Annotated in this window: 21 protein-coding genes and 1 pseudogene; 9 read left to right on the forward strand and 13 right to left on the reverse strand. The window is 72.9% G+C overall.

From position 1 onward, the window contains the following. Window positions 1-108 precede the first annotated feature (108 nt). The 3 genes from BJY14_RS18040 (at window position 109) to BJY14_RS18050 (ending at window position 3,325) form a co-directional block, all read left to right on the forward strand. A complete protein-coding gene (locus BJY14_RS18040) occupies window positions 109-1,614 on the forward strand; it encodes an alpha/beta fold hydrolase (protein ID WP_179844683.1) in 1,506 nt (501 codons plus the stop codon). Window positions 1,615-1,879: 265 nt separating this feature from the next. Beyond that, the gene (locus BJY14_RS18045) at window positions 1,880-2,503 is read left to right on the forward strand and encodes a sugar transferase (RefSeq protein WP_179844684.1); all 624 of its coding nucleotides are present in this window, start codon (window positions 1,880-1,882) and stop codon (window positions 2,501-2,503) included. A 132-nt stretch (window positions 2,504-2,635) separates the two neighbouring features. Then, complete coding sequence (locus BJY14_RS18050) at window positions 2,636-3,325, forward strand: class I SAM-dependent methyltransferase (protein ID WP_218905472.1); 690 nt, start codon at window positions 2,636-2,638, stop codon at window positions 3,323-3,325. A 7-nt stretch (window positions 3,326-3,332) separates the two neighbouring features. On the opposite strand, the gene BJY14_RS18055 is transcribed toward BJY14_RS18050, so the two are convergent. Both BJY14_RS18055 and BJY14_RS18060 read right to left on the reverse strand, forming a co-directional pair. Beyond that, window positions 3,333-4,583, reverse strand: a complete 1,251-nt coding sequence (locus tag BJY14_RS18055) for an MFS transporter (RefSeq protein WP_179844686.1) — start codon at window positions 4,581-4,583, stop codon at window positions 3,333-3,335. 4 nt (window positions 4,584-4,587) lie between these two features. After that, window positions 4,588-5,163 (reverse strand): ArsR/SmtB family transcription factor, encoded by a 576-nt coding sequence (locus BJY14_RS18060; protein ID WP_179844687.1) that lies wholly within the window; start codon window positions 5,161-5,163, stop codon window positions 4,588-4,590. 140 nt (window positions 5,164-5,303) lie between these two features. Between BJY14_RS18060 and BJY14_RS18065 the strand changes: the two genes are divergently transcribed. The 3 genes from BJY14_RS18065 to BJY14_RS18075 all read left to right on the forward strand — a co-directional run bounded on the left by BJY14_RS18065 (window position 5,304) and on the right by BJY14_RS18075 (window position 8,484). After that, window positions 5,304-6,398, forward strand: coding sequence for a phospholipase D-like domain-containing protein (locus BJY14_RS18065; RefSeq protein WP_179844688.1), 1,095 nt, complete (start codon window positions 5,304-5,306; stop codon window positions 6,396-6,398). A 149-nt stretch (window positions 6,399-6,547) separates the two neighbouring features. Then, complete coding sequence (locus BJY14_RS18070) at window positions 6,548-6,976, forward strand: DUF7144 family membrane protein (RefSeq protein ID WP_179844689.1); 429 nt, start codon at window positions 6,548-6,550, stop codon at window positions 6,974-6,976. Between the two features lie 125 nt (window positions 6,977-7,101). Further along, window positions 7,102-8,484, forward strand: a complete 1,383-nt coding sequence (locus tag BJY14_RS18075) for an MFS transporter (protein WP_179844690.1) — start codon at window positions 7,102-7,104, stop codon at window positions 8,482-8,484. Here BJY14_RS18075 and hslR read toward each other — a convergent pair. The 5 genes from hslR to BJY14_RS18100 all read right to left on the reverse strand — a co-directional run bounded on the left by hslR (window position 8,481) and on the right by BJY14_RS18100 (window position 14,322). Continuing rightward, entirely contained in the window at window positions 8,481-8,885 is a 405-nt protein-coding gene (gene hslR / locus BJY14_RS18080; RefSeq protein WP_179844691.1) for an Hsp15 family ribosome-associated heat shock protein, read from the reverse strand. The genes BJY14_RS18075 and hslR overlap by 4 nt on opposite strands. A 38-nt stretch (window positions 8,886-8,923) precedes the next feature. After that, window positions 8,924-9,889 (reverse strand): 1-acyl-sn-glycerol-3-phosphate acyltransferase, encoded by a 966-nt coding sequence (locus BJY14_RS18085; protein WP_179844692.1) that lies wholly within the window; start codon window positions 9,887-9,889, stop codon window positions 8,924-8,926. A 1-nt stretch (window position 9,890) separates the two neighbouring features. Beyond that, the gene (locus BJY14_RS18090; RefSeq protein ID WP_179844693.1) at window positions 9,891-10,727 is read right to left on the reverse strand and encodes a patatin-like phospholipase family protein; all 837 of its coding nucleotides are present in this window, start codon (window positions 10,725-10,727) and stop codon (window positions 9,891-9,893) included. A gap of 186 nt (window positions 10,728-10,913) precedes the next feature. After that, entirely contained in the window at window positions 10,914-12,842 is a 1,929-nt protein-coding gene (locus BJY14_RS18095; protein ID WP_246395966.1) for a glycoside hydrolase family 3 protein, read from the reverse strand. A 469-nt stretch (window positions 12,843-13,311) separates the two neighbouring features. Beyond that, window positions 13,312-14,322 carry a DUF2382 domain-containing protein gene (locus tag BJY14_RS18100; protein ID WP_179844695.1) on the reverse strand — a complete coding sequence of 337 codons (1,011 nt, stop codon included), beginning with the start codon at window positions 14,320-14,322 and terminating at the stop codon, window positions 13,312-13,314. A 352-nt stretch (window positions 14,323-14,674) separates the two neighbouring features. Between BJY14_RS18100 and BJY14_RS18105 the strand changes: the two genes are divergently transcribed. Further along, on the forward strand, window positions 14,675-15,682 hold the full coding sequence (locus tag BJY14_RS18105; protein WP_179844696.1) for a matrixin family metalloprotease: 1,008 nt from the start codon (window positions 14,675-14,677) through the stop codon (window positions 15,680-15,682). Between the two features lie 57 nt (window positions 15,683-15,739). Here the strand turns inward: BJY14_RS18105 and BJY14_RS18110 are convergent, their stop codons facing one another. The 3 genes from BJY14_RS18110 to BJY14_RS18120 form a co-directional block, all read right to left on the reverse strand. Next, entirely contained in the window at window positions 15,740-16,300 is a 561-nt protein-coding gene (locus BJY14_RS18110) for a class E sortase (RefSeq protein WP_179844697.1), read from the reverse strand. Window positions 16,301-16,410: 110 nt separating this feature from the next. Next, window positions 16,411-17,421: a chaplin family protein gene (locus tag BJY14_RS18115; protein ID WP_179844698.1), complete on the reverse strand. Its 1,011-nt coding sequence runs from the start codon at window positions 17,419-17,421 to the stop codon at window positions 16,411-16,413. A gap of 196 nt (window positions 17,422-17,617) precedes the next feature. After that, complete coding sequence (locus BJY14_RS18120; RefSeq protein WP_179844699.1) at window positions 17,618-18,769, reverse strand: hypothetical protein; 1,152 nt, start codon at window positions 18,767-18,769, stop codon at window positions 17,618-17,620. Between the two features lie 364 nt (window positions 18,770-19,133). Here BJY14_RS18120 and BJY14_RS18125 point away from each other — a divergent pair, with 364 nt between their 5' ends. After that, window positions 19,134-19,385, forward strand: a complete 252-nt coding sequence (locus BJY14_RS18125) for a hypothetical protein (RefSeq protein ID WP_179844700.1) — start codon at window positions 19,134-19,136, stop codon at window positions 19,383-19,385. Between the two features lie 73 nt (window positions 19,386-19,458). Here the strand turns inward: BJY14_RS18125 and BJY14_RS18130 are convergent, their stop codons facing one another. The 3 genes from BJY14_RS18130 to BJY14_RS18140 all read right to left on the reverse strand — a co-directional run bounded on the left by BJY14_RS18130 (window position 19,459) and on the right by BJY14_RS18140 (window position 22,616). Next, window positions 19,459-20,712 (reverse strand): NAD(P)-binding domain-containing protein, encoded by a 1,254-nt coding sequence (locus BJY14_RS18130; protein ID WP_179844701.1) that lies wholly within the window; start codon window positions 20,710-20,712, stop codon window positions 19,459-19,461. A 28-nt stretch (window positions 20,713-20,740) separates the two neighbouring features. Continuing rightward, window positions 20,741-22,039, reverse strand: a complete 1,299-nt coding sequence (locus BJY14_RS18135; RefSeq protein ID WP_179844702.1) for a carboxylate--amine ligase — start codon at window positions 22,037-22,039, stop codon at window positions 20,741-20,743. A gap of 391 nt (window positions 22,040-22,430) precedes the next feature. Next, window positions 22,431-22,616, reverse strand: coding sequence for a hypothetical protein (locus BJY14_RS18140; RefSeq protein WP_179841657.1), 186 nt, complete (start codon window positions 22,614-22,616; stop codon window positions 22,431-22,433). Between the two features lie 82 nt (window positions 22,617-22,698). On the opposite strand from BJY14_RS18140, the pseudogene BJY14_RS47725 reads away from it, so the two are divergent. Then, window positions 22,699-22,926: pseudogene (locus BJY14_RS47725) on the forward strand (glycosyl hydrolase); the annotation flags it as partial. Window positions 22,927-22,944: the final 18 nt, after the last annotated feature.

Genomic DNA, 22,944 nt, shown 5'->3' on the forward strand with positions numbered 1-22,944 from the left:
ACCGCCGCGCGGCGCGCCATGGCCCGGTTCGATCACTCTCGGGTAGGGGTGGGGGGTTCCCCTTGCGGGGCGATGCGCGGTCGGCGGGCCGGCGTTCATTCTCCGTGCATGCAACTGATCTCCAGAGTGGTGGGACTGCCGGCGGCCGCGCTCGCCGTGGTCGCGGCCGGCGGCATGGCCGCCGCGCCGGCGGGAGCCGGGACGCCTCAGCAGGCGCCGCGGAGCGAGTCGGTCAACTGCGTGCCGGTGGCCCGTGCGGTGTGCGGGACGGTGCGGGTGCCGCTGGTACGGGCGCGTCCCGACCTCGGCAGCACCACCGTCGCCTACACGTTGATCGGACACCGCGACACGTCCCGTCCCGCCGGGGGAACGGTGACGATCAACCCGGGAGGCCCCGGCGACTCGGCGATCGCGTCCGCCTCCAGGTACGCGCGGATGTTCCGCGGCCTGCTGGAGGACCACGACCTGCTGCTGGTCGATCCGCGCGGGGTGAACCGCTCCGATCCGGTCACCTGCGGGGCCCTCGGCTCGCTGCCCGCGACCCGTGACGGGTTCGTCCGGGCGGTCGGCGAGTGCGGCCGGACGCTGGGGGTCCGCGCGCGCGGCTACAGCTCGGCCGAGACCGCCGACGACATCGACGCCGTCCGCGCCAGGCTGCGGATCAGGCGGCTGGACCTGTTCGGGGAGTCCTACGGCACCTACCTCATGACCGTCTACGCCCAGCGTCATCCCGGCCGGGTGCGCTCGGTGGTGCTCTCCAGCGCCTACCCGCTCGACTTCGACATGTGGGCGCGCCCCAACGCGAGCGCCGCCCGCCGAGCGCTGCGGCTGATGTGCCGGCGCAGCGCGGGCGCCTGCGACGGCGACCAGGTCCTGCGCGACACCGCGCGGCTCTCCCAGCGGCTGCGCGCACGGCCGATCCCCTACACGCTGGACGGTCAGCGGCGGCTGCTGGACGACACCGCACTGGCCGCGATCATCTACGACTCGGCCAAGTCGGCCCCCGCCGGGATCGGCGACCTGCCCGCCATGGTCCGCAAGGCCCTGCACGCCGATGACACGGCGCTGGTCGACGCCGCCCGGCAGACATCCCCGCTGAGCGGTTCGGCGCTCCGCCGCGCCGAGGAGCAACCCTTCAATCCCGAACTGGCCGCGGCCGTGATGTGCAACGACTACCCGACCCTGTGGAACCGCCGAGCACCGGTCCCCACCAGGCTCCGGCAGTTCTCGGCCGGACGCGCGGCACTGTCCGAGCGGACCTACTGGCCCTTCGGCAAGACGGCCTGGACCAGCATGAGCTACGACCAGGGCAACGCCTGCATCCGCTGGCCCGACCGCCACGGCCCAGTGCAGCCGACCGACGGCCCGCTCCCCGACGTCCCGGTCCTGGTGGTCTCCGGCGACCTGGACGCCAACACCCCGACCAGCATGGGCCGCCAGGCCGCGCGCCAGTTCCGTCACGCCACGGTCGTCGAGGTGCCGAACGTCGGTCACGTGGCCGAACAGGAACCCAGCGGCTGCGTGGCCGCGATACAGACCGGCTTCATCCGCGGCCTGAAGATCCGAGGCACCTCCTGCCTGGCCGACATCCCGCCCGTCCCCGTACGGCCCTGACCGATCCGGCTCCCGAACTGGCAGCGCGGCTCCGAAAGCATCCCGGTCCGGGCGGTGGCCCAATATTTGGTCGCCCGAAAAATGGATGTATTGAGCGACCGATATAGGTGGCCCCCTATTGGTCCGCCGGGACGGTAGGGGACGAAGGAGGGGCGCCCAAGACCTGGCGTCCACAAACGAGATGAAGAAACAAGAGTCGCTGCATGTACTGCAGCAAAGGATCACAGCGATCCGGGAATCGGTCTCGGATCTCCCTGGAGCGGGGTTGACCGGTCCCGCCTGGACGCTCAGTGCCGAGAAGCGGACGCTGGACCTACTGATCGCCACAGCGCTCTCACCGGTGTACGTGCCCACGGCCGCCGTCGGAGCAGCGCTGATGTTCCTGGAGGACGGCCGGGCGCCGATCTTCCGGCAGTGGCGGATCGGCAGGGACGGCGTGCCGTTCAAGCTCGTCCATGTCCGGACGATGCGGGACGGCAAGGGTCTAGACGCGAGCCTCGGCTCCAACGACCCTCGGGCGTCCCGTCGCGGGAGGATCCTGCGCAAGGGAACCTTCGACCAGTTCCTGGAGGTGCACCACGTGTTCCGCGGCCACATGTCGATGGCCAACCCGCGTCCCCTGCTGGAGTTCGACCGGGAGCTGATGAGAGAAGTCCTGCCCCGCTCCGTGTACAAGGAGTGGAGCTGGGCGGCGACGATCGGCAGGCCCGGCATGTACAGCACGTTCGGGAACGTGAGCATCGGTCTGGAGCCGCTGAGCGAGGAGTTCCTGCTCCGGCGGTCCGAGTGCGACATCCAGGACGCGCACTGCGCGAGCCTGGAGCGGGATCTGAAGATCCTGAGTGATACGGCGAAGATCGGCTGGTCCTTCGTCAGCCGCGCCTCGTAGGTCGCCGAGCACCACCGGGGGGAGGGCGCGGCCGGCGGCCGCGCTTTCCCTCCCATCGGTTCGCAGGATGACGAGCGACGACGGAAGTAGGGTCGAGTGGTGTTTTCGGAGCGGGGGCCCTCCCTTCGGGAGTTGGCGGTTCAGGCGTTGTCCTCTGTCGAGCGCGGGTATGACCTGCTGGCTCCCAAGTTCGATTACACGCCCTTCCGGACGCCTGACCAGGTTCTTGAGGCGTCGGCCGAGGCGCTGCGGGCGTACGGGCCGTTCGGTGAGGGGCTGGACGTGTGCTGCGGGACGGGCGCGGGCATGCGGGTGCTCGGGGCTTTGTGCGAGGGGCGCGTCACGGGGGTCGACTTCAGCGCGGGGATGCTTGCGCAGGCGCGGCAGGCGCACCCGGAGGCGGGGTGGGTGCGGGCCGATGTTCGGGCCCTGCCTTTCGATGGGGCCTTCGACCTCGCGGTCACCTTCGGGGCGCTCGGGCATCTGCTGCCCGGCGAGCGGCCCGCGGTGTTCGCCGGGGTGTATCGCGCGCTGCGGCCCGGCGGAGTCTTCGCCTTTCCTGTCGGAGCGCCGCCCCCCGTCGCGTCGCGCCTGTACTGGGCGCTGCTCGGGTTCGATCTGGTCATGCGCGTCCGGAACGCGGTGTGGCGTCCCCCGTTCGTCATGTACTACCGGACCTGTCCGCTGCAGGCGCTCCGGCGCGACCTGGCAGCTGCCGGTTTCCGTGTGACGACCGTCCCCTTGGATGCCTTGGGCACGCGCGAGGACGGCGGTCCGCGTGGGCGGCTCGTGCTGGCGCGCAAACCCGGATCGCAAGACTGACCCACGCTCAGCCGGGGTGCGCCGGGAGATCCCGGTCATGGCGGAAGGGGCCTGCCAGGAGGATCAGGCCGGTGAGTGCCAGCACGCCCGTGGTGATCCACATGGCGGGACGGACGCCCAGGGCCGTGCCCAGGGCACCGCCCGCCAGGGCGCCCAGAGGGATGGTGCCGTAGCTGACGAGTTGCATGCTCACGGTGATCCGGCCGAGCAGGGGACGGGGGCTGTAGGTCTGCCGGAAGGTTCCCTTGAGGACGTTGCCCGCCGCGGCGCCCGCGGCGATGACGAACCCGCCGGCGAACGCCGGAAGCAGCCCCGCCCCCGGTCCGGTGAGGGGGATCAGCAGGCCGAACGGCGCGGCGCCGATCTCGGCGGCGAGCAGGGTGCGGGCCGCGCCGAAGCGGCGGGACGGGACGGGGACCGCGGCGGCGCCGAGGACGGCGCCCAGGCTGGTCGCGGCGGCGAGGGCCCCGACCGTGCCCGGGGTGACGCCGACCTCGCGGACGAGGAACACCACCAGGATCGACTGGTACCCGAACAGGCAGATGTTGCTGGCGGCCGAGAACAGCGTCAGCACCCGCAGGTAGGGGTCGCGGGCCACGAAGCGAAGGCCCTCGGTGATCTCCTGGCGCAGCGTCCCGCGCCGGGCGGGGGCGGGGCGAGGCTCGCGCGTCCGGATCGCCAGCAGGCAGACGGCCGAGACGAGATAGCTGAACGCGTCCAGCAGGAGGGCGTTCACCGCCCCCGCGAGCTGGGTGACCAGTCCTGCCAGGCCGGGGCCGCCGACCTGGGCGGCGGCCTCGGTCGCCTGCACTCTGGCGTTGCCTTCGGCCAGTTCGCCGGGGTCCAGCAGGGACGGCAGGTAGACCTGGTAGGCCGTCTGGAAGAACACGCTCGCGCAGCCGGCGCCCAGCGCGGCGCCCGCCAGGTGGACGATGGTCAGCCGGTCGAACCAGGCGGCGGCCGGGACGCTGAGGAAGAGCAGGAGGGCCAGCAGGTCGCAGGCGAGCATCACCGGCCTGCGCGGCAGGCGGTCGACCCAGGCGCCCGCCGGAAGGCCGACGAGCAGCCACGGCGCCCAGGCCGCGGCCGAGAGCAGCGCCACCTGGAGGGTGCTCGCGTCGAGCGTGGCGACCGCGACCAGCGGGAGGGCCACGCTGGTGACGCTGCTTCCCAGCTTGCCGGTGGCCTGGCCGATCCACAGCAGGCGGAAGTCGCGGTGCCCGCGCAGGCCGACGCGCGCCGGGGCGACGGCGGTCACGGTGTCACGGTTCGGCGGGGACGCCGTGGGCGAACAGGAAGACCGGCTCGCGGGCCTGCCCGTCGTCCGGGACGCCCCGCCGCCCCCACCGGTCGAGCAGCGCGAGGATCTCCCGCTCCAGTTCGCCCAGTTCGGCGGGTGTCAGGTGGAGCCACTTGTCGACGGAGAAGGCGGCCCCGTTCCATGCCTCCCGCTGCTCCCGGACGGCGTGCCAGGCGCGGACCAGGCCGATCTGCCGGTCGAGCGCGAGGGAGACCGCCGCGCCGGCCACCGCCTGGCGGGACGGGTCGTCGTCGAAGTCGCCGGTGACCCAGCGCAGTTCCGGTGCCGCGAGCCGCCACCAGCGCTCGCGGCGGTCCCGGGCGAGTTCCGGCGCCTCCACGATCAGGTCCGCTGCGGCGAGCACCTTCAGATGGTGGCTGATGTTGGCCACGGCCTGGCCGGTCCGGTCGGCGAGGGCGCTCGCGGTGGACGGGCCGTAGACCTTGAGGACGTCCAGGAGGCGCCGGCGGAGCGGGTGCGACATCGCTGCCAGCACGCGGGAGTCGGTCACCGTGGGCACGCCGTCCGGGTCGGTCATGCCGCCATGGTGACATGCACAAGAGTTATTGCGCAATGACTCTTGTACAACGGGGGTCGAGAGTGGCCACGTCGAGGCCGGTGGAGAGCGGGCGAGCCGGGGAATGCTGCCAGCGAGGCGGTCGCGGATTTGGGGGCGCCATGCCGGTACGGGTGGGCGGAATCGAGTTGCACGCGGGTCCGACGTCGCTCGGCGGGCCCGACGATCTGGACGCGGTGATCCGCGAGTTCATCGGCGGAGCGCGGCACACGCTGCGGATCGCGGTGCAGGAGCTCGACTCCCGGGCGGTCGCGGACGCCGTCCTCGCCGCGCGGGCGGCCGGGGTGCGGGTGCAGATCATTCTGGAGGGCGACTACCTGCGGGAGGAGCGGCCCGCCGCGGACCCCTGGGCGGCGGCGGGGGCCAACGAGGAGAACCGGCTCATCTACGCGGCGCTGCTGCGCGCGGGGGTGGACCTCATCACCGACCTGAACTCGGCGATCTTCCACCAGAAGTTCATCGTGCGGGACGCCGGGGAGTCGACGGCGGCGGTGCTGACCGGGTCGGCGAACTTCACGCTCACCGACACGGGGACCAACCCGGCAGGGACTGGCAAGGCGGGCAACAACCTCAACCATGTGGTGGTGCTGCGGGGCCAGCGCGCCGCGTCCCTGTACCTGGAGGAGTTCCTGCGGATGCGGTCGGGGACGTTCGGGGCGCTGCACGAGCGGGTCGAGGCGCGTCCGGCGGAGTTCCGGCTGGGCCGGGTGCGGGTGAAGCCGCTCTTCGCGCCCCGGCACGGGCCCGAAATGGAGATCATGAAGCAGATGCTCAAGGCGTCCGCGAGCGTGGACTTCGCGATGTTCACCTTCGCCCGCTCGTCCGGCATCGACGACACCATGATCCGGCTCGCGGGCCCGCTGCGGATCCGCGGGGTGCTGGACCACGGGCAGGGCGTCCAGGACTGGGCCGCGACCGGGCCGCTGAAGGCCGCCGGGGTGGAGCTGTTCGCGAACAGGCGGGGAACCGGGGTGCGGAAGGTGCACCACAAGCTGATGGTCGTGGACGAGCGGCTGGTGATCGCCGGCAGCTTCAACTACACCGCGCCCGCGACGACGCTGAACGACGAGAACATCATCGTGCTGGGCGACCTGGAGGAGACGCGCGAGGACGCCGAGGCCGGCCAGCGGGCCATCGCCGCCTACGCGCTCAAGGAGATCGAGCGCATCATCGCCGAGCTGGCGGAGCCCGCGTGACCGGGTGCGCTCGGCGGGGGCGGGCGGCCAGGGGCACACTGCCTCCACGTTTACTTCAAGGCGGCGTCAAATGCCTTGGCACCATGGTTCCCCAATACGCATAAAAGGGGACTTCCCGACATGAACTTGCAGCTCGATCGGGAGGTCTCATGACGACAAGGATGACCCACGGGGGCCCGTCGGTCTCGGCACGTCGGAACTACCAGCTCTCCGGATGGCTCACCTTCGCGGGAGTGCTCTCCATCGTGGTGGGCGCGTTCAACGTCATCGACGGGGTGGTGGCCCTGTTCAAGGACAGCTACTACGTCGTGAACTCCAACCAGATCCTGGTCTTCGACTTCACCGCGTGGGGCTGGTACTGGCTCGTCCTCGGCGCCCTGCAGATCGTCGTCGGCGTGGGGATTCTCACCGGCAAGATGTGGGCGCGGGTGGTCGGCGTCGCGTTCGCCTTCCTCGCCGCCATCGGGCATCTGGCGTTCCTGGCGGCGTTCCCGATCTGGTCGGTGCTGACGATCGCGCTGTGCATCCTGCTGATGTACGCGCTCATCGCCCCACCGGCCGGCGCGCGCGGAGACTGACGTCCCGGCGCGGGACGCGGACCACGGAACCCCAGGTCACCGTGGCCGGCGGCGAACATACCCCGGCCGCGCACGGGCAGTAGAGCGCCATGGCACCGGCGTCGGCCCCGCGGCCGTGGAGGCGGGTGGGCACCGCACTGGCGGACCGGCTGGGTGGGAGGCGCCGGGCGCGCATCGTGGTGCTGATGGCCTGCGTCCTCGCGCTGAACGCGGCGGACACCGGGGTCATCGGGGCGATCGTCCACGAGCTGCGCAGCTCGCTGCACATCGGCAACACGCAGGTCGGAGTGCTGACGGCCGTGCCGGCGGGGGTCGGCGCGATCGCGACGGTGCCGGTGGGGCAGCTCACCGACCGGGTGCGGCGGGTGCCGCTGCTGGCGGGCAGCGTCGTGCTGTGGAGCCTCGCGATGGTCGCCGGCGGGCTGGCGGAGTCGTACGGGTGGCTGCTGGCGTCCCGGGTGGTGCTCGGCGCGGTGACGGCGACGGCCGGGCCCACGGTGGCGTCGCTGATCGGCGACCTGTTCCCGCCCGAGGAGCGGGCCGCGACCTGGGGGCGCATCCTCGCCGGGGAGCTGATCGGGGTCGGGTTCGGGCTGCTGGCGGGCGGCAACATCGCCGCGTTCGCGAGCTGGCGGGTCTCGTTCTGGTTCGTCGCGGCGCTGGGGCTCGTGCTGGCCGTGCTGCTGTGGAGGATGCTGCCCGAACCGGCGCGCGGAGCGCAGGGCTCGTCCGGCGGACGGGGCGGGGAGGAGCTCGCGCAGCGGCAGGTCGACAGGGCGGGCGTGCGGCCGGACCCGCGCAACGTCCTGGCCGAGGACCCCGAGCGGATGACGCTGGTGCGGGCCGCCCGCTACGTGCTCGCCATCCGTACGAACGTGATCATCATTCTGGCGTCCGCGGCCGGCTACTTCTTCTTCGCCGGACTGCGCACGTTCGGGCTGGTCTTCGTGCTGGAGCGGTACGCGGTCGGGCGGGGCGGGCTGTCGGCCTTCCTGCCGGTCGCCGGGGCGGCCGCGCTCGCCGGAGTGCTGGCCGGCGGGCGGCTGGCCGACCGGCTCCTGCGCCGCGGGACGGTGACCGCGCGGGTCGGCGTGCCTGCCGCGGCGTTCGCCGCGTCGGCGCTGCTGTTCCTGCCCGCCCTGCTCACCGACCGGGCGCTGGTCGCGCTGCCGCTGTTCACGCTCGGCGCGGCCGCGCTGGCCGCGGCGAACCCGCCGCTGGACGCCGTGCGGCTGGACGTCGTCCACTTCCGGCTGTGGGGACGCGCGGAGGCCATCCGGACGATCGTGCGCATGTCCGGGGAGGCGGCGGCGCCGGTGCTGTTCGGCTGGCTGTCGGGGGTGCTCGGGGCGGGGCTCGCGGCGGGCGTCGGCCTGGACCGGGTGTTCCTGCTGGCGCTGCTCCCGCTGCTGGCCAACGGCCTGCTACTGCTCGGGGCGCGCCGCAGCTACCCGCGGGACGTGGCGTCGGCGCTGGAGTCGGAACGCCGCTACGCCGGTCCGCCCTAGTCGTCCTTCGGCGGCTCGTTCAGGATGCGGTAGCGGTCGAGGACGCGTTCTAGCTCGCGGCGGTCGCGCTTGGTCGGACGGCCCGCGCCGCGCTCGCGGCGGCCGATCGGGATGAGCGCCTCGCGCGGCGGCGGGGGCGGGCTCTTGTCGATCAGGCACTCCTGGGCGGCGGGCGCGCCGACCCGCTTGCGGACGAGCTTCTGCACGACGACGATCCGCTCCCGCCCGTCGTGGCGGAGCCGGACGACGTCCCCCGGCTTGACCGCGGTGGACGGCTTCGCGCGCTGGTCGTTCACGCGGACGTGGCCCGCCCGGCACGCGGTCGTCGCCATCGAGCGGGTCTTCAGCAGCCGCACGGACCAGATCCACAGATCGACCCGCACGGACCCCTCATCGCCCATGCGTCCATGATGTCACTCGGGTACGGCGCGCCGGAATCTCATTTCGGCGCGGGCGCCCGCTGCGCGCTGATCCACGCGTCCGCACGCTCCCAGTTCTCGTAGAGCCAGCTGACGCGGGCGTCGCGGTCGCGGGGGACGTCCTCGGCGGGCACCCGCCACCAGCGGGCCTGGACGGGCGAGGTCAGCGGGACGCGCCGCCAGATGTCCCCGGCGGTGGCCATGTGGTCGAGCCCGCAGTGCGCGACGAACACCACGTCGGCGGACGGGGCGGAGTCGAGCGCGGCCAGCACGCCGCCGGGGCGGGGCGGCATCACGTTGCGCATCGCGGCGGCGCGGGTCGCCTCGTCCGCGCGGCGCATCCGGGCCAGCCGGCGGATCGCGCGGCGGCGGCGCTCCGGGGAGAAGTTGCCGCCCTCCGGGAAGATCAGCAGCGCCTCGTCGGGGCCGAGCCCCTCGGCGAGCCCGCCGACGGCATCGGCGGCGCCGCCGGGGGTGACGAACACGTTCGGCACCCGGTTGGCGGCGATGTCGATGCAGGGGTCGAACTGGAGCAGCGCCTTCATGACCACCCGCGGGCGGCGCCGGTACTCCGACAGCAGATGGTGGACGATCAGCAGCGCGTCGCCCGGCCCGGCGTGCCGGCTGAGCACGATCAGGGGGCGGTCGCCCCCGGTGCCGTCCCAGGTGCCGTCCACCTCGACGCGCAGGCCGAGGCGCTGCTGCGCGGACGTGTAGAGGGCGCCGACGTAGCGGCGGATGATGTCGTAGTGCCGGTCGTCGTGCGTGCGGCGCCGGAGCCACAACCATCCGCATTCCAGGACCGCCGCCGTCTCCCGCGTCCCCCACGTGAGGGTGAACCAGAGCAGGCGCTGGGCCCGCCTGCGCTCGCGTCCGGCCAGGGACGTCACCGCGTAGGCGACCGGGAACAGCACCACGACCAGAAGGGTCAGGGCGAACAGCAGTGGCGTGCACACCAGGCGGCGCACGAAACGGGGTGGCAGCATCTCACGCTCGCTCTTTCAGGTACTTCAAAGATGCCTGATAGGCGCGGTCGATGTGAGCCTGGATTCCGGACGCGTTCCTGTAGCGGACCTGGGTGAGGTCGACTCCGGCCTTCTGCGACCTGGCCCCGGCGGGCAGGACGTGGACGGTCAGGCCGTCCGGGAGCGTCGCCATCTCCTCGAAGAACCGGTGCCGGCGCGCGATCTCGAACGCGACGAGGCCGACCTCCCAGGGCCAGCGCGGCGGCGCGAGGTCCCGCTCGATCCGGCCGACGTGCAGGACGTAGATGTCGGTGGCGCCGAGCATGACGGCCCGGCTGACCGGGATGCTGTGGACGAGGCCGCCGTCGTAGTAGTGCCGCTCCCCCACCCGGACGGGCGGCAGCAGCCCCGGCGCGGCCGACGACGCGAGCACCGCCGGGATCAGCGGGCCCTCGGTGAACCAGTGCGCCATCGCCGTCTCGATCCCGGCGGCGACGCACTGGAACGGGACCTCCAGGTCCTCGAACGACGGGACGGGGAGCAGCTCGTCCAGCATGCGGCGCAGCGGCTCGCCCGAATGCAGGTGCGTGCCGGACCGGGCGAGCCTCCACAGCCGGGCGAGGACGGGCGAGCCGAACACGTCGCGGACGGACTCGTCCGACCACAGGCTGGTGAGCCGCTCGACCGCCGAGTCCGGCCCGGCCGCGACGAACACGCCGTTGAGGGCGCCGATCGACGTCCCGACCACGACGTCGGGGCGGACGCCGGACTCCCGCAGCGCCCGGAGCATGCCCACCTCGTGCGCGCCGAGCACGCCTCCGCCCCCGAGGACGAACGCCGTCCGCGGCTCCCGTTCCACCCGGTCTCCCCTTGTGCCGATCAGCAGAGCGCTCCGCCCGTCGGGCGCTGGATGCAGCCTCACCAATGCGAAGCGGGATAAACCGGGCCAGGGAAGGGTGGGCCCGTGACCTGCGGGGCCTCGCGCGAAGGGGGCCGGCCGCCCTGGGGGTGGGGCCGGCGACCGGCCCCCGGCGCCGGACGCCGGTCAGTGGTGGACGCGGGTCTTCAGGCCGTGGCCGTAGGGGAACAGGGGCCTGTAGTCCCGGTCGCCGACGTTGATCGGCTCCTGTGCCTCGCTGCGCGGCCAGCTCACCGAGAGCCTGCCGGTGAAGGGGCGCTTGCCGAACAGGACGTCGGCGACGCCGGCGCCCTCGCTGCCCGGCAGCCAGGACATGACGAACGCGTCCGTCTTCGCCAGCTGGTCGGTGACGATCTGCGGGCGTCCCGCGACGTCCAGGACCACGCACGTCCTGATGGCGGAGCAGACCTTGTCGACGGCGGCCTTGTCGGCGTCGGACAGGTTCAGCGTGTGGCCGTTGCCCACGTCCCCGACGCCCTCGGCGTACGGCTTCTCGCCGACGACCACGATGCCGACGTCGCTGCCGGCCGTCGGCGCCGACGCGTCCTTGCTGTAGGTGACGTGGGACGAGTTCTGCTTGATGCCGTCCAGGATCGTCGTGCCCGGGATGATGGCGCCGGACGAGCCCTGCCAGGTGACCGTCCAGCCGCCGGCCTGGTTGCCGATGTCGTCGGCGTTGGCCCCGGCCACGTAGACGCGCCGGTCCTTGCGCAGCGGCAGCGCGTTCCCGGAGTTCTTCAGCAGGACCTGCGACTTGGCGACGGCCTCCCGGGCGACCGCGCGGTGCTCGGGCGACCCGATCGTCTTGGCGTTGGCGCGGTCGGTGTAGGGGTGCTCGAACAGGCCGAGCTCGAACTTCGCCTTCAGGATGCGGCTGACCGCGTCGTCGATCCGCGACATCGGCACGCGGCCCGCCTGCACCTCCGCCAGCAGCGTCTGGACGAACTGCGGCGTGCTGTAGGGCTCCATGAACATGTCCATGCCGGCGTTCACGGACGTGCGGACCTGCGTGGCGTAGTCGCCCGGGATCTGGTGGATGGCCTCCCAGTCGCTGACGAGGAAGCCGTCGAACCCGATCTTCCGCTTGAGGACGTCGGTCAGCAGCTCCTTGTGCGCGCTCATCTTGACCGGGTTGCCGACGCCGTCCTCCTTCCAGTCCACGCTGGAGAACGACGGCATGATGCTGCCGACGCCGTACTTCTTGACCGCCACGACGTAGGGGGCGAGGTCGACCGCCGCGAAGTGCTCGCGGTCGGTGACGGTGACGCCCTGGTCGATCGTGTACGTCCCGCTGGTGGACGAGCCGAACACCGTGTCGCCGTCACCGGCGTAGTGCTTGGCCGTCGCCAGGACGTGGCGGTTCGTGGCGAGGTCGCTCTTGCGCCGCCCCTCGAACCCCTCCAGGCCGGTCTCCATCTGGACGACGAGGCGCGGGTCCTCGCCGAAGCTCTCGTAGGCGCGTCCCCACCGCAGGTCACGGGTGACGCAGACGCAGGGGGCGAACACCCACTGGGGTCCGGTCGCCCTCGTCTCGACGGCCGTGATCTGCTCCTCCCGGCGGACGAGGCCGGGGTCGCGGGTCGCGCCCATCGCGATGTTGTGCGGGAAGACGGTGGCGCCGATGAGGTTGTTGTGGCCGTGCACCGAGTCGATCCCGTACAGCAGCGGGATCCTCAGGCGCGTCGCCAGGGCCTTGGACTGGTAGGCGTCGACCATGTCCGCCCAGCCCGCGGGAGTGTTGTCGGCGGGGGTCGACCCGCCGCCGGAGAGCACCGACCCGAGGGCGAGCTTCGTGATCTGGTCGCGGTCGCCGTCGATGGCGCCGCGCTCGGCCTGCGCCATCTGGCCGACCTTCTCCTGCACGGTCATGCGGCCGAGCAGGTCCTTCACCCGCTCCGCCACCGGCAGCCGCGGGTTCAGGTACGGGGCCGTGCGGGGGGCGTCGGCCATGGCGGGCCGCGCCGCGAGGGCCGACGGAAGGGCGGCGACGGTCGCGAGCGCGACCAGTGATCGCCCGATCCGGGTGGCGATGGCACGTCTGCGGGAGTGTGGCAACTCGTCCCTCCTGGGTCGCTCCGAAGGACGCCGCGCGGCCCGGCGGGCCGCGCGCGGCCGGACGCCGGGGTCACGGCTCGCCCGGACGGCCATGACCCCGCGCCGGCGACGTCACCTGGAACCTCCCCCGCCGCCGGACGGCTGTCAACGGATCTTCACGGGTCCGGCCGCGGCCTTGTGGAAAACATGGAAGAGGGCTTGACGGCCACTAAGTTCACACGTTGAATCATGGGCCGAACAAAGCCGGTCGGACGGGTGGCGGGCATGCGCCCACCCGTCCGGCCGCTGTGCGTCCACGACGGGCACCCGCCGGAACATGCCGCAACTCCGGCACCGCTGGCCACACCCGGCCAGCGGGCCTCCGCACGGGGCCCGCGGCCGCGGAAACCCCGGAACGGGTGCCCCGCCGGCCGGCGGGTGAGTATCGACCGGCGGGACGCTCCGTCATCCGGGGTGGTTCTGGATCAGGTCACGCGGAGCCGCCGCCCTCCCCGCGCTCCTCGCCGTGCGGACCGCGGGCGCCGTCGTCGCGCGTGACCTCGATGCGCTCCTTGCGGAGCTCGCCGCGCACGGTCTGCTCGTCCTGCACCTGCTCGGTGCGGAGCCGGACGCGCTCGACCGGCACGGTCTCCTTGGAGATGACCGGGCGCTCCTCGTAGAGGATGATCTCCTGGTCGGCCTCGGAGATCGTCACCTTAGGGTCGGGGCGGCCGCCGGCGATGGGCTCGCGGTCGATCCGGATCTCCTCGTGCGAGACCGGGATCGTCTGCTCGACCATCTCGGTCTCGATCCACTTGCGCACCTGGACCCGGCCGGACTCGTGCCGCTCGGTGCCGATGCGCATCTGCTCCTCGGACCGGGTGATCTCGGTCATCGGCGCCTCGGCGCCCTCGCGCGCCGACTGGGGCGGCATGGTCCGCCCGGCGGACCGTTCACCGGCCGTGCCGCGCTTGCCGCGCTCGGGGTGGACGGCCATCCCGGCGGCGCCCGTCGTCCCCGCGGTTCCGGTGGTTCCGGTGGTTCCGGACGTCTCTGCGGCGGCCCTCGTCTCGGCGGCGCCCTGACCCCCGGTGGTCTCGCCCGCCTCGGCGGTGCTCTCCGTCCCCGCGCTCTCGGTCGTCTCGGTGGTGCCCGTCTCCGTCTCCCCGCCCGTGCGGCGGCCGCCCGGGGGACGCACTCCGTAATGCCGGTACAGGTCCACGATCTGCGCATGCGACAGGTGCTCGTCGGCGTCGACGTTCGGGGCGCCCTTGATGGTCTCCTTGTCGTACGGAACCTGCAGGGCGTCCTGGCCCTTGCGGGCCCCGGACAGCGGGACGAAGCTCTCACGCATCCCGAACCAGCCGGTGTGCACGGTCACCCACTCCGGGGACCCGGAGTCGTCGTTGAGGTAGACCTGCTTGACCGTGCCGACCTTCGTCCCGTTGGTGTCGGTCACGCTCATCCCCATGAGCTCCCGCACCTGTGTCTGCGTCTGCACGTTGAGCACCTCCGCTTCCGTGAACGCTCCCGGACGGCGGGGGGCCGGGGGGAGGTGGAGCCCGCCACTCGGTAGCGGTGTTCAGTTGATCCCGAGTTGCCGCATTACCTGCTGCTTTTCCGGACGCGGTGACCATAAACACGTTTGCAGGAATATAGAGAACGATTTACCTCATATTTACGACGACCACCCTGCCCTCTCCACCGCACCTTTTCCGACATAAACCCACAAGTAACTCATTTGCGAATGACACCTTGGTCAACATGGTGATCATTTTATCCGGGCGCGGTTTTCCCCGCCCCGCTCCGCGCGAAGACTGCGAGGGACGTTCCCACAGCATCGGAGAACCGATATGCGCGACTTTTCTCGGGCGGCCCGGCGGCCGTGGGCGGGGCCCGCCCCCCTGGCGGCGGCGGTGTCGGCCGCCCTGGCGTGCACGGCGTTCACGGGGGCCGGGGCCGCCGCGGTCCGGCGCCCGCCCACCTGGTGCAAGCCCGGCGGGACGCTCACCGCCCGCGCGATGCCGCAGAAGATCAAGATCGCCGACTGCGACCTGCGCGGCCGCACCGTGCGCGGCGCGAACGGGCTCACCGCGACCGTCCCGTCCGACGGGACCTCCCTGATCGCCTACACGCTGCGCACCGACGGCGCCGCCGAGCTTCGCATCGGGGTGGACTCCCGGGCGGGTGAGATCAGCATCGGCACGCACGGAGACCGGGTGCCGCAGGGCAGGCCGCGCCAGTTCCGGGCGCCGGCGGCCGCCTGCCAGGACGGCGCGTACCGTCCCCAGTCCAGCAAGTGGCCGAAGGGCACCGCCGTCCAGTGGAGCTACTACGCCGGGACGGCCGGCCTGCCGAGGGATCCCATCGCCAGAGGCATCGCCGCCTTGGCCGAGGCCCGCACCGACTGCACGAGCGCGGGACGCTTCACGCCTCCGCCGGACGTGACCGAGCGGTACGCGGGCCAGAGCAGCCGGCCCCCGAACGTGACCGGCGCGGCCGCCTGCGGGACCCGGGACCGGGCCAACACGTTCGGCTGGCTGGCCATGCCGAGCGCGGAGACCCCCGTCCTCGCGGCGACCTGCTCGTGGTTCTCCGGCCCGACGACGGTCGAGACGGACATGGCGGTGCAGGCGCAGGGCAAGCGGTGGTGGACCGGCGGGACGTGCCCGTCCGGGAGCTACTCCGCCGAGGCGGTCGCGACGCACGAGGCGGGCCACGTCTTCGGCCTCTCCCACGTCGAGGGCGCCGAGCACCGCATGCTCACGATGACGCCGTCCCTCGCGTCCTGCGACAACGGCCCCGCCACGCTCGGCAAGGGCGACTACGACGGGCTGATCGCCCTCTACGGCGGACGCTGAGCGGCGCGAGCCGCACGCACCGTCCCAGCGTCCCGCCGCGAAGCGTGACCGGACGGGTCAGCGCTTTGAGTCGATCTTGCCGACCACGACGAGGCGGTGCCGGTCCGAACCCTTGGGCGTGCAGGTGACGAGCGTGAGGTACCGGCCGTGGGGCGCGCTGGCCCGCTTGAACGGCACCGGCTCCAGCGCCCGCCGGTCACGCGGGTCGACGACGCGCTTGGTCCGCACCCGGTACACGTAGGACTTCCGGCCCACCCGCAGGACGATCCGGTCGCCCCGCCGCACCCTGTCGAGCTGGTAAAACGGCGCGCGCCAGGTCGTCCGGTGGCCGAGCAGGACGGTATTGCCCACCCGCCCGGGGAGCGCCGTCCCCGGGTAGTGCCCGACGCCGCGCCGCAGCACCGCCTCGCTGACGCCCTGCCTGACGCCCATCTTCAGGCCCATCCGCCTGATCCGGATCTGCGCGATCATCGCGCCGGTCCGCGGCCGGGCCGCGGTGACCGCCGCCGGAGCGGTGGCCGCCGCCGGCGCCGCCCGCGCCCCGGTCACGGCGCCGAGGACGGGCACCGCGCAGCACGCGGCGAGAGCCGCCGCGAACAGGGACCTTCGGTCGAGCATGGCTCCCCTCTCCATAGCTCGGGACTTCGTGACATGGGAAGGGGCGGCACGTCTGCCGCCCCTTCTCCGCTGTTCATCGGCCGCGGATCGTCATCCAGGCCGACGCGCGCTCAGCGCAGGATCGGAGAGCCGAGGGTGACGGGCGCGTCCTTGCCCGCGGGAACCTTCGGGCCGATCTGACCGGGCTTGACGTCCACTCCGGGCACCTTCACCGCGCGCCGGAGCCCGTCCACGAACCCTTTGACGGCGGGCAGGGCGTCCGCGCGGCGGTAGTTCGGAGCGGTCGCCGGTGCGGTGTTCGCGATGCGCTGGCCTTCCGAGCGCATCGTCGAGGGCAGCTTCTTGTGCTTGGCGGCCGGACGGTGCTTGGACGGCTTGTACGGCTTCTTCTTCTTGGGCGTCCGCAGGGTGGGCGGCAGCTCCTTGTGGCCGTGCCCCTCCTCGACGGTCGCCCCGCCCTTGCACTGCGCCTCCGCGAGGCCGAGCAGCGAGACGGCGTTGCCGCACGCGTTGATCGGAGCCTTGATCGGGACGTAGGCCTGGGTGCCGTTCGCGGCGCCGAAGTTGCCGGAGCTCGTCATCTTCACCTTGGGGTCGCCGTGCCGCTTGACGGACGCGCCGCCCTTGCACGCGGCCTGGGCCGCGCCGAGCACGCCGACGGCGTTGCCGCAGACGTCGACGGGGATGCTGATCGGCGCGAACACCTGGGTGCCGTTCAGCAGTCCGAAGTTGCCGGCGCTCGTCATGTCGACGCCGCGGCCGCCGTGCTCGCCGCCCCAGCCGCCGCCGCCCCAGTCGCCGGCCGTCCGGTAGCCGGAGCCGGCCTCCCGGTGGTTGCTCTTGACGGACGCGCCGCCCTTGCACTGGGCCCGCGAGAGCCCGGCGACCGCGATCGCGTTGCCGCAGACGTTGACGGGGATGCTGATCGGCGCGAACACCTGGGTGCCGTTCAGCAGTCCGAAGTTGCCGGCGCTCGTCATGTCGACGCCGTGGCCGCCGTGGCCTCCGCCGAACGACTCGTCGGCGTTGGCCGGGACCGCGGTGGCGAAGGCGGCGCCGACGGCGAGGGCGCTGGCGGCCACCAGAGCGGCGCGGCCGGTGTTCCTGGACCAGATGCGCATGATGTGTTGCTCCTGTCGGTGTTTGCGAATCGGTGGTGATCGGTGGTGATCGCTGCGCTGCACCATCCGGGTGGGCGCAGGACTGGCAGCGGCCAGGCGCGGCCGTGCCTTCCGGGAAAGATCGAGGTGAGGGCGGGCGGCGTGCGTCGCGCACGCGGCCGCCGTGAGCCGGCCGTTCACGGCCGGGCGGGGGCTTCTAGTCGGGGACGACGGAGGGGCCGCCGGGCGCGGCGACGTCGCGCAGCGCCGTACGGCGGAAGGTGCCCGGGTCCGCGCCGGACGGCGCCGCCGGGTACTGGCGGTTCAGCAGGTCGGCGATCGGCGCGAACGGGTGCCCGCCCGCCGAGCCGCCTCCGCGCGGACCGTCCTGACCGGACGGCAGCGCGGGACCGGGCGAAGGAGCGCGGTCGTCGCCGCAGCCCGGGCAAGGGGTGACGTTCTCGTGTGCCGGTGCGCCCACGGCCACCGCGGTGAACGGCATGGCGGCGGACCTGGCACGCGGGCTGGCGACGGGCGCCGCCTCGTCCCGGACCCGGTCGACGCCGCGCTGCGCCGTCGGCCCCTGCGGGACCCCGGGCGTCGCGCCGTCGTTCAGGAGGGACTGCTGCTCGGTCACTCGGTGGACGAGCCCCCCGATGACAGGACGCCCCTGCAGAAGGTCGGGCACCCCCACCCCCGGAACACCGGCCTCGTCGGCCACGTCCCGCACCTGCCGAACGGCCCGGTCCTTACCGTCGAGCACATCCTGCTGCCGCGCCCGCAGATACCGCACAGGCTGGTCGCCGATCTCCCGCACCCCAGAAACAGCACCGGGAACGGCCCCGGCCCCCAAGGCATCCCCAACCGACGACTCCAACCGCCCACTCTGCCGAACCTGGCCGCCGTCCTGGCGGACCGGCCCGTCGTTGCGACCCTGACCGTCGTTACGGACCTGACCGTCCTGGCGCCCCTGACCATCGTTACGGCCCTGGCCGTTGTGGTGGGCCTTACCGACCTTGTGGTGGGTCTGGCTGCGCTGGTGGTCGGCCTGGCCGTTGCGGTGGGCCTTCGGGGTTGAGCGGCGGTTGTGGGTGGTGGTGAGGTGGTTGAGTTCGGCGGCGGCGTCCAGGTTGGCGACGCGCGGGGTTTGGCCGAGCAGGTCGCCGTCGTTGCGCACGGCGTTCGGGCCGGCGGCGGGGTGTGCGTTCCGCTCGGCGGCGAAGGCGGAGTGGGTCAGCGCGGAGAGCGTGAGCCATCCCGCGAACACGAAGCCCGCGATGGCGACCAGGCGCACCAGAACGGACGGGAGGGCGTGCCGCGGCCGACCCTGCGGGCGCTTCGCCCCGCGCTGGATCGGTTCGGTGTGCACAGCCGCTTCCCCTCGTCGCCGAGGCCGTTTTTCCGGCCCGGGTCGTTCTGGACGGCAAGAACGTAGCACCGCGACGGAACCGATCAAGGGGCCATTGCCCGGTCTCCCGCCGTGTCTCCGCATCATTTACCTTGGCATTAATCCGGCTTTTATCGCGGCCGGTTTCCCGGTGCACATCGCCCTTTTTGTCAGGCTCTTGCTATTTGCCGAGACGGGTGCGCTTTCTTCGGGGTTCCGGCACCCTTGCGTGACCGGGAGGGACCGGCCCCATGCCTGGCGTCCGGGAGAAGCATGGCGGACGGTATCGGTGCGCTACATTCAGTGAACAGGCGGTCACTCCTGACCGTTCAGCGAGGAGCCTCCGATGATCGATCCCTCGTCCGCGATGGCGCGCCTGCTGCCCGCGCGCTCCCAGCGCCCCAGGCGCGAGACCCGCCGGTTCGTCACCCGCGCCGACGCCGACCTGATCATGCTCTCCGCCGTTTCCACCGCTCAGGACGCGGCGCCCGCGCGCGGCCGGTGCGGCGCGTGGACGCTCTACTCGCGCCTGCAGTGGTCCGTGGCCGTCGCCAGGGCCGAGCGCGCGCGCCGCCGGGCACGGCCGCCCTGGGGGTGACGACCGGCCGGTCCCGGAAAGCCGGAGGCCGGCGGGCGCCCTGAGGCGCACCGCCGGCCCGGAGGAGGATCCTTCACCGCTGGGAGGAGGTTCCCGGCTCCAGGAAGCCCGCCGGGCGGCTCGCCGGCACCCGCACGCGCGGCGTCCGCCGGACGATGTGGTGCGCGATCCGCCGCGCGGCGAAGTCGGCGCCGTGCACGAACCGCATGACCGGCCCGAAGGTGGAGGCGGCGGCGAGCCCGGCGAAGTAGAGCCCGGGCGTGGACGCCTCGAAGTCGCGGCTGAGCACCGGCGAGCCGAGCCGGGTCGTGATGCGGTCGCGCAGCTCGGGCGCGAGCAGGGTCAGCCGCTCGACGTCGGGCACGAACCCGGTGGCGGCGATGACGTGCTCGACCTCCGTGACGAGGCGGCGCCCCTCATGGTCGGTGGTGGTGAGGGAGACGCCGTCGTCCTGCTCGACGGCCTTGGCGAGCATGCGGCCCGTCGAGACCCGGATCCGCTCGTCCAGCCGGTCGCGCAGCCACCAGGCGCCCGCCGGCGGGAGCGTCTCGCGGACGATCCGCCGCCGGGTGCGCTCCGGCAGGTACCGGACGATCCCGGGCCGCTCCGCCCACAGCCACGTCCGGTAGCCGGTGCCGAGCCCGGACCGCGGGCCCTCACGCAGCAGGTCGCGCGGCGACCGGTGCTCCTCGGGGACGGTGTTCCAGTCCAGGACGCGGCGCCGGGCGATCAGGTGCGGCCGTGCCCCCGCGTCGGCCAGCAGCACCGCCGTCTCCAGCGCGGACTGCCCGGCGCCGACGACCGCGACCTCCTTGCCGGTGAACAGGCCGAGGTCGCTGTGGGCGCTGCTGTGCGAGACGAGCCAGGACGGCATGCCCGCCAGCTGCTCCGGGATGTGCGCGAACGGCCCGACGCCGACCGCGACGACGACCGCGCGCGCGGCGATCGCCTCGCCGGACGACAGCGTGACGAGGTAGCCGCCCGCGATGCCCTGCTCGACGTTCACGACCTGCGCGTCCTCGGTGCCCGGGACGGCCTCGGCGGCGAACCAGCGCCCGTACTCAACGAACGTCTCCAGCGGGATCGGCTGCCCGATCCGCCAGCCCGGGTGTCGGTCGGTGAACCGCAGGCCCGCCTGCGGCGCCCCGAGGTCGGAGGCGAACGGCTCCGACTTCAGGTACATGCCGAGCGGCATGTTCGCGTCCCAGAACCGCATCGGCTCGCCGATGACCCGGACGTCGAGCCCGAGGTTCTGCAGGTAGGCCGCGGTCGACAGGCCGTAGGGCCCGGCGCCGGCGATGACGACGTCGCTGGCCGAGTCGCTCATGTTCCATTCCCCCCGTGTGTGCGTGGTGTTACCTGGTGCGGAGCCGTTCGACCGCGCGGAGCGCGCTGCGCCGCCCCATGGCGAGGAAGGGCGGCAGGTCGTCGCCCGCGTACCAGGCGAACTCGTCGGCCTCCCGCAGCGGGCGGAGGGTCTCCCGCAGCGGGCGCAGGGCCTCGCGCAGCGGGCGCGGTGGCTGCGCGGGACGCGGAGGCCTTTCGTGGCGCGGGCGCCGGGCCGACCGCGCGAGGTAGTGGTTCTCGACGAGCAGGTTGCGGCCGGGGGCGGGCCGCGCGTCGGGGACGGGACGGCCCGACTGGTGCAGGTGCAGGACGCGCGCGAGGTCGAGGCCGTTCCCGTCGGTGAACAGCCGGAACTGGGCCCCGATGCGGGGGTTGAAGTCCAGCAGGTGGTGGACGCCGGCGCCCGCGTCGAACCGGAAGTCGAGGTCGACGAGCCCGCGGCAGCCGAGCAGCCGGACGATCCGGACCGCGTGGCGTTCGAGCTCGGGGCTGGCGACCCATTCGCCCGCGACCGTGTGGCCGGCCTGCGGCGGGTGCGCGAGGTGCTTGCGGCCGGTCCCGCCGAACAGGCAGTCGCCGTTCTCGTCGAAGTAGCCCTGGAAGAACCAGTCGCCGCCCGCCGGCGGGATGCGCCGCTGCAGGATCAGCGGGCCCGCGTCGCCGCCCGGGTCGCGGTCGCGGGTGGCGGCGAAGAGCCGGTGCAGCTCGCCGAGCGTGGGCACCAGCGTGGTGCTGCGCATGCCGGGGCGCAGCCGCCACGGCCGCGCCCACTTGGCGATCAGCGGCAGGCCGAGCGCGGCGGCGGCCTCGTCGATGTCGGCGTCCGACTCCGGCGTCAGGCTCGGCGGGCACGGGACGCCGTACCGGTGGCACGCCTCCAGCAGCCGGGCCTTGTCGGCGACGCCGCGAGGGACGCCGGGGTCCTGGCGGGGGAAGACGAAGTGGGGGGCGAGGCCGTCCGCGTGCTCGGCGACGAAGATCGCCCCCGCGTCGTCCATCGGGACGAGGAGCGCGGGGCGGCCGATCCGCTCGCCGACGGCCCGCAGGTGGAGCAGCAGTTCGCCCGGCTTCGCGGCGGGCGGGCCCCAGGGGTGCCCCCGGTACAGGTAGCGGGACCGGGACGAGGGGTTGCCGCGCCCCTCCAGGATCGCGTGGACGGGGACCCCGGCGCGGCCGAGGCTGCGGATCGCCGCGAGGGTGCCGTGGTGGAACAGGTTGCGGTCGGTGCGCAGCAGCAGGACGGGAAGGCCCGGGTCGAGGCGCGCGTTGCGGGGCTGGGCGGCCCGCGGCCGGCTGTCGAAGAACATTCGTTCAGGCCCATTCCCTCGTATCGCGGCGCACGGCATCCCTTCCCCACGGTAAATTTTCACATTTCCACCCGGCCGGCTTTTTCGCGGCGGGCGCCCGAGGGCATACGATACGCATGCGAGCTGCGGATATCCATTCGGCAGGACGGCCGTTCGAACCCCGGCGGAAAAGGTCGCCGTTCTGGTGTCCGCTCCCTCCTATTCTGGCCGCATCCGTGGTGTTGTTCGCGCTGATGGCGTCGGCACTGGTGACGTGGCAGCAGCCCCGGGCAATTCACCGATGGACGGCACATGTGCCGTTGGGGGCGTTTCTGGGGTCGGGTCCGGAGGGCGTGGCCCGGGTGGCCCGGTTCGAGCGCTGGCTCGGCTCGACGGTGACGGTCGGGCGCACCTACCTGCCGGGCGACGACTGGCCGGCGATCGAGGGGCCGCGGGGGATGCTGGCCGCGTGGGCGCACTGGAAGGCCGCCGACCAGCGCCGCATGCTGGTGGTCAACGTCCCGATGATGGCGCCGAACGAGGCGGGGATCCCGGTGCCGGTGCTGGCCTCGCTGCTGCGCGGCGGCGCGCGCGGCACGTTCGACCACCACTACCGGACGCTCGCCCGGCGGCTGGTCTCTCTGGGCGTGGGCGACGCGGTCATCGTCCTCGGCTGGGAGATGAACGGGGAGGTCTACGCCGGGCGGTGCGCCCCGGATCCGTCGGCGTGGAAGGCGTATTGGCGCAGGATCGTCGGCACCATGCGCGGCGTGCGGGGCGCGCGTTTCCGTTTCGATTTCGCGCCGTCGCGAGGGCGGGACGCGATCCCGTGGACGGAGTGCTATCCGGGTGACGACGTCGTCGACATCATGGGTTCCGACAGTTATGACCAACCCGAGGGAAAGTCATTCCAGGATTTCGTTGAC

Origin of the sequence: Actinomadura luteofluorescens (assembly GCF_013409365.1) — a bacterium.
Taxonomy (GTDB): Bacteria; Actinomycetota; Actinomycetes; order Streptosporangiales; family Streptosporangiaceae; genus Spirillospora; species Spirillospora luteofluorescens.

Excerpts from the sequence above, each read along its gene's own strand:
- BJY14_RS18085 (WP_179844692.1), bottom strand. The coding sequence starts at position 9,889 with ATGCTGCCACCCCGTTTCGTGCGCCGCCTGGTGTGCACGCCACTGCTG.
- BJY14_RS18105 (WP_179844696.1), top strand. The coding sequence starts at position 14,675 with ATGCGCGACTTTTCTCGGGCGGCCCGGCGGCCGTGGGCGGGGCCCGCC.
- BJY14_RS18040 (WP_179844683.1), top strand. The coding sequence starts at position 109 with ATGCAACTGATCTCCAGAGTGGTGGGACTGCCGGCGGCCGCGCTCGCC.
- hslR (WP_179844691.1), bottom strand. The coding sequence starts at position 8,885 with ATGGGCGATGAGGGGTCCGTGCGGGTCGATCTGTGGATCTGGTCCGTG.
- BJY14_RS18135 (WP_179844702.1), bottom strand. The coding sequence starts at position 22,039 with ATGTTCTTCGACAGCCGGCCGCGGGCCGCCCAGCCCCGCAACGCGCGC.
- BJY14_RS18130 (WP_179844701.1), bottom strand. The coding sequence starts at position 20,712 with ATGAGCGACTCGGCCAGCGACGTCGTCATCGCCGGCGCCGGGCCCTAC.
- BJY14_RS18060 (WP_179844687.1), bottom strand. The coding sequence starts at position 5,163 with ATGACCGACCCGGACGGCGTGCCCACGGTGACCGACTCCCGCGTGCTG.
- BJY14_RS18125 (WP_179844700.1), top strand. The coding sequence starts at position 19,134 with ATGATCGATCCCTCGTCCGCGATGGCGCGCCTGCTGCCCGCGCGCTCC.
- BJY14_RS18065 (WP_179844688.1), top strand. The coding sequence starts at position 5,304 with ATGCCGGTACGGGTGGGCGGAATCGAGTTGCACGCGGGTCCGACGTCG.
- BJY14_RS18110 (WP_179844697.1), bottom strand. The coding sequence starts at position 16,300 with ATGCTCGACCGAAGGTCCCTGTTCGCGGCGGCTCTCGCCGCGTGCTGC.
- BJY14_RS18070 (WP_179844689.1), top strand. The coding sequence starts at position 6,548 with ATGACGACAAGGATGACCCACGGGGGCCCGTCGGTCTCGGCACGTCGG.
- BJY14_RS18115 (WP_179844698.1), bottom strand. The coding sequence starts at position 17,421 with ATGCGCATCTGGTCCAGGAACACCGGCCGCGCCGCTCTGGTGGCCGCC.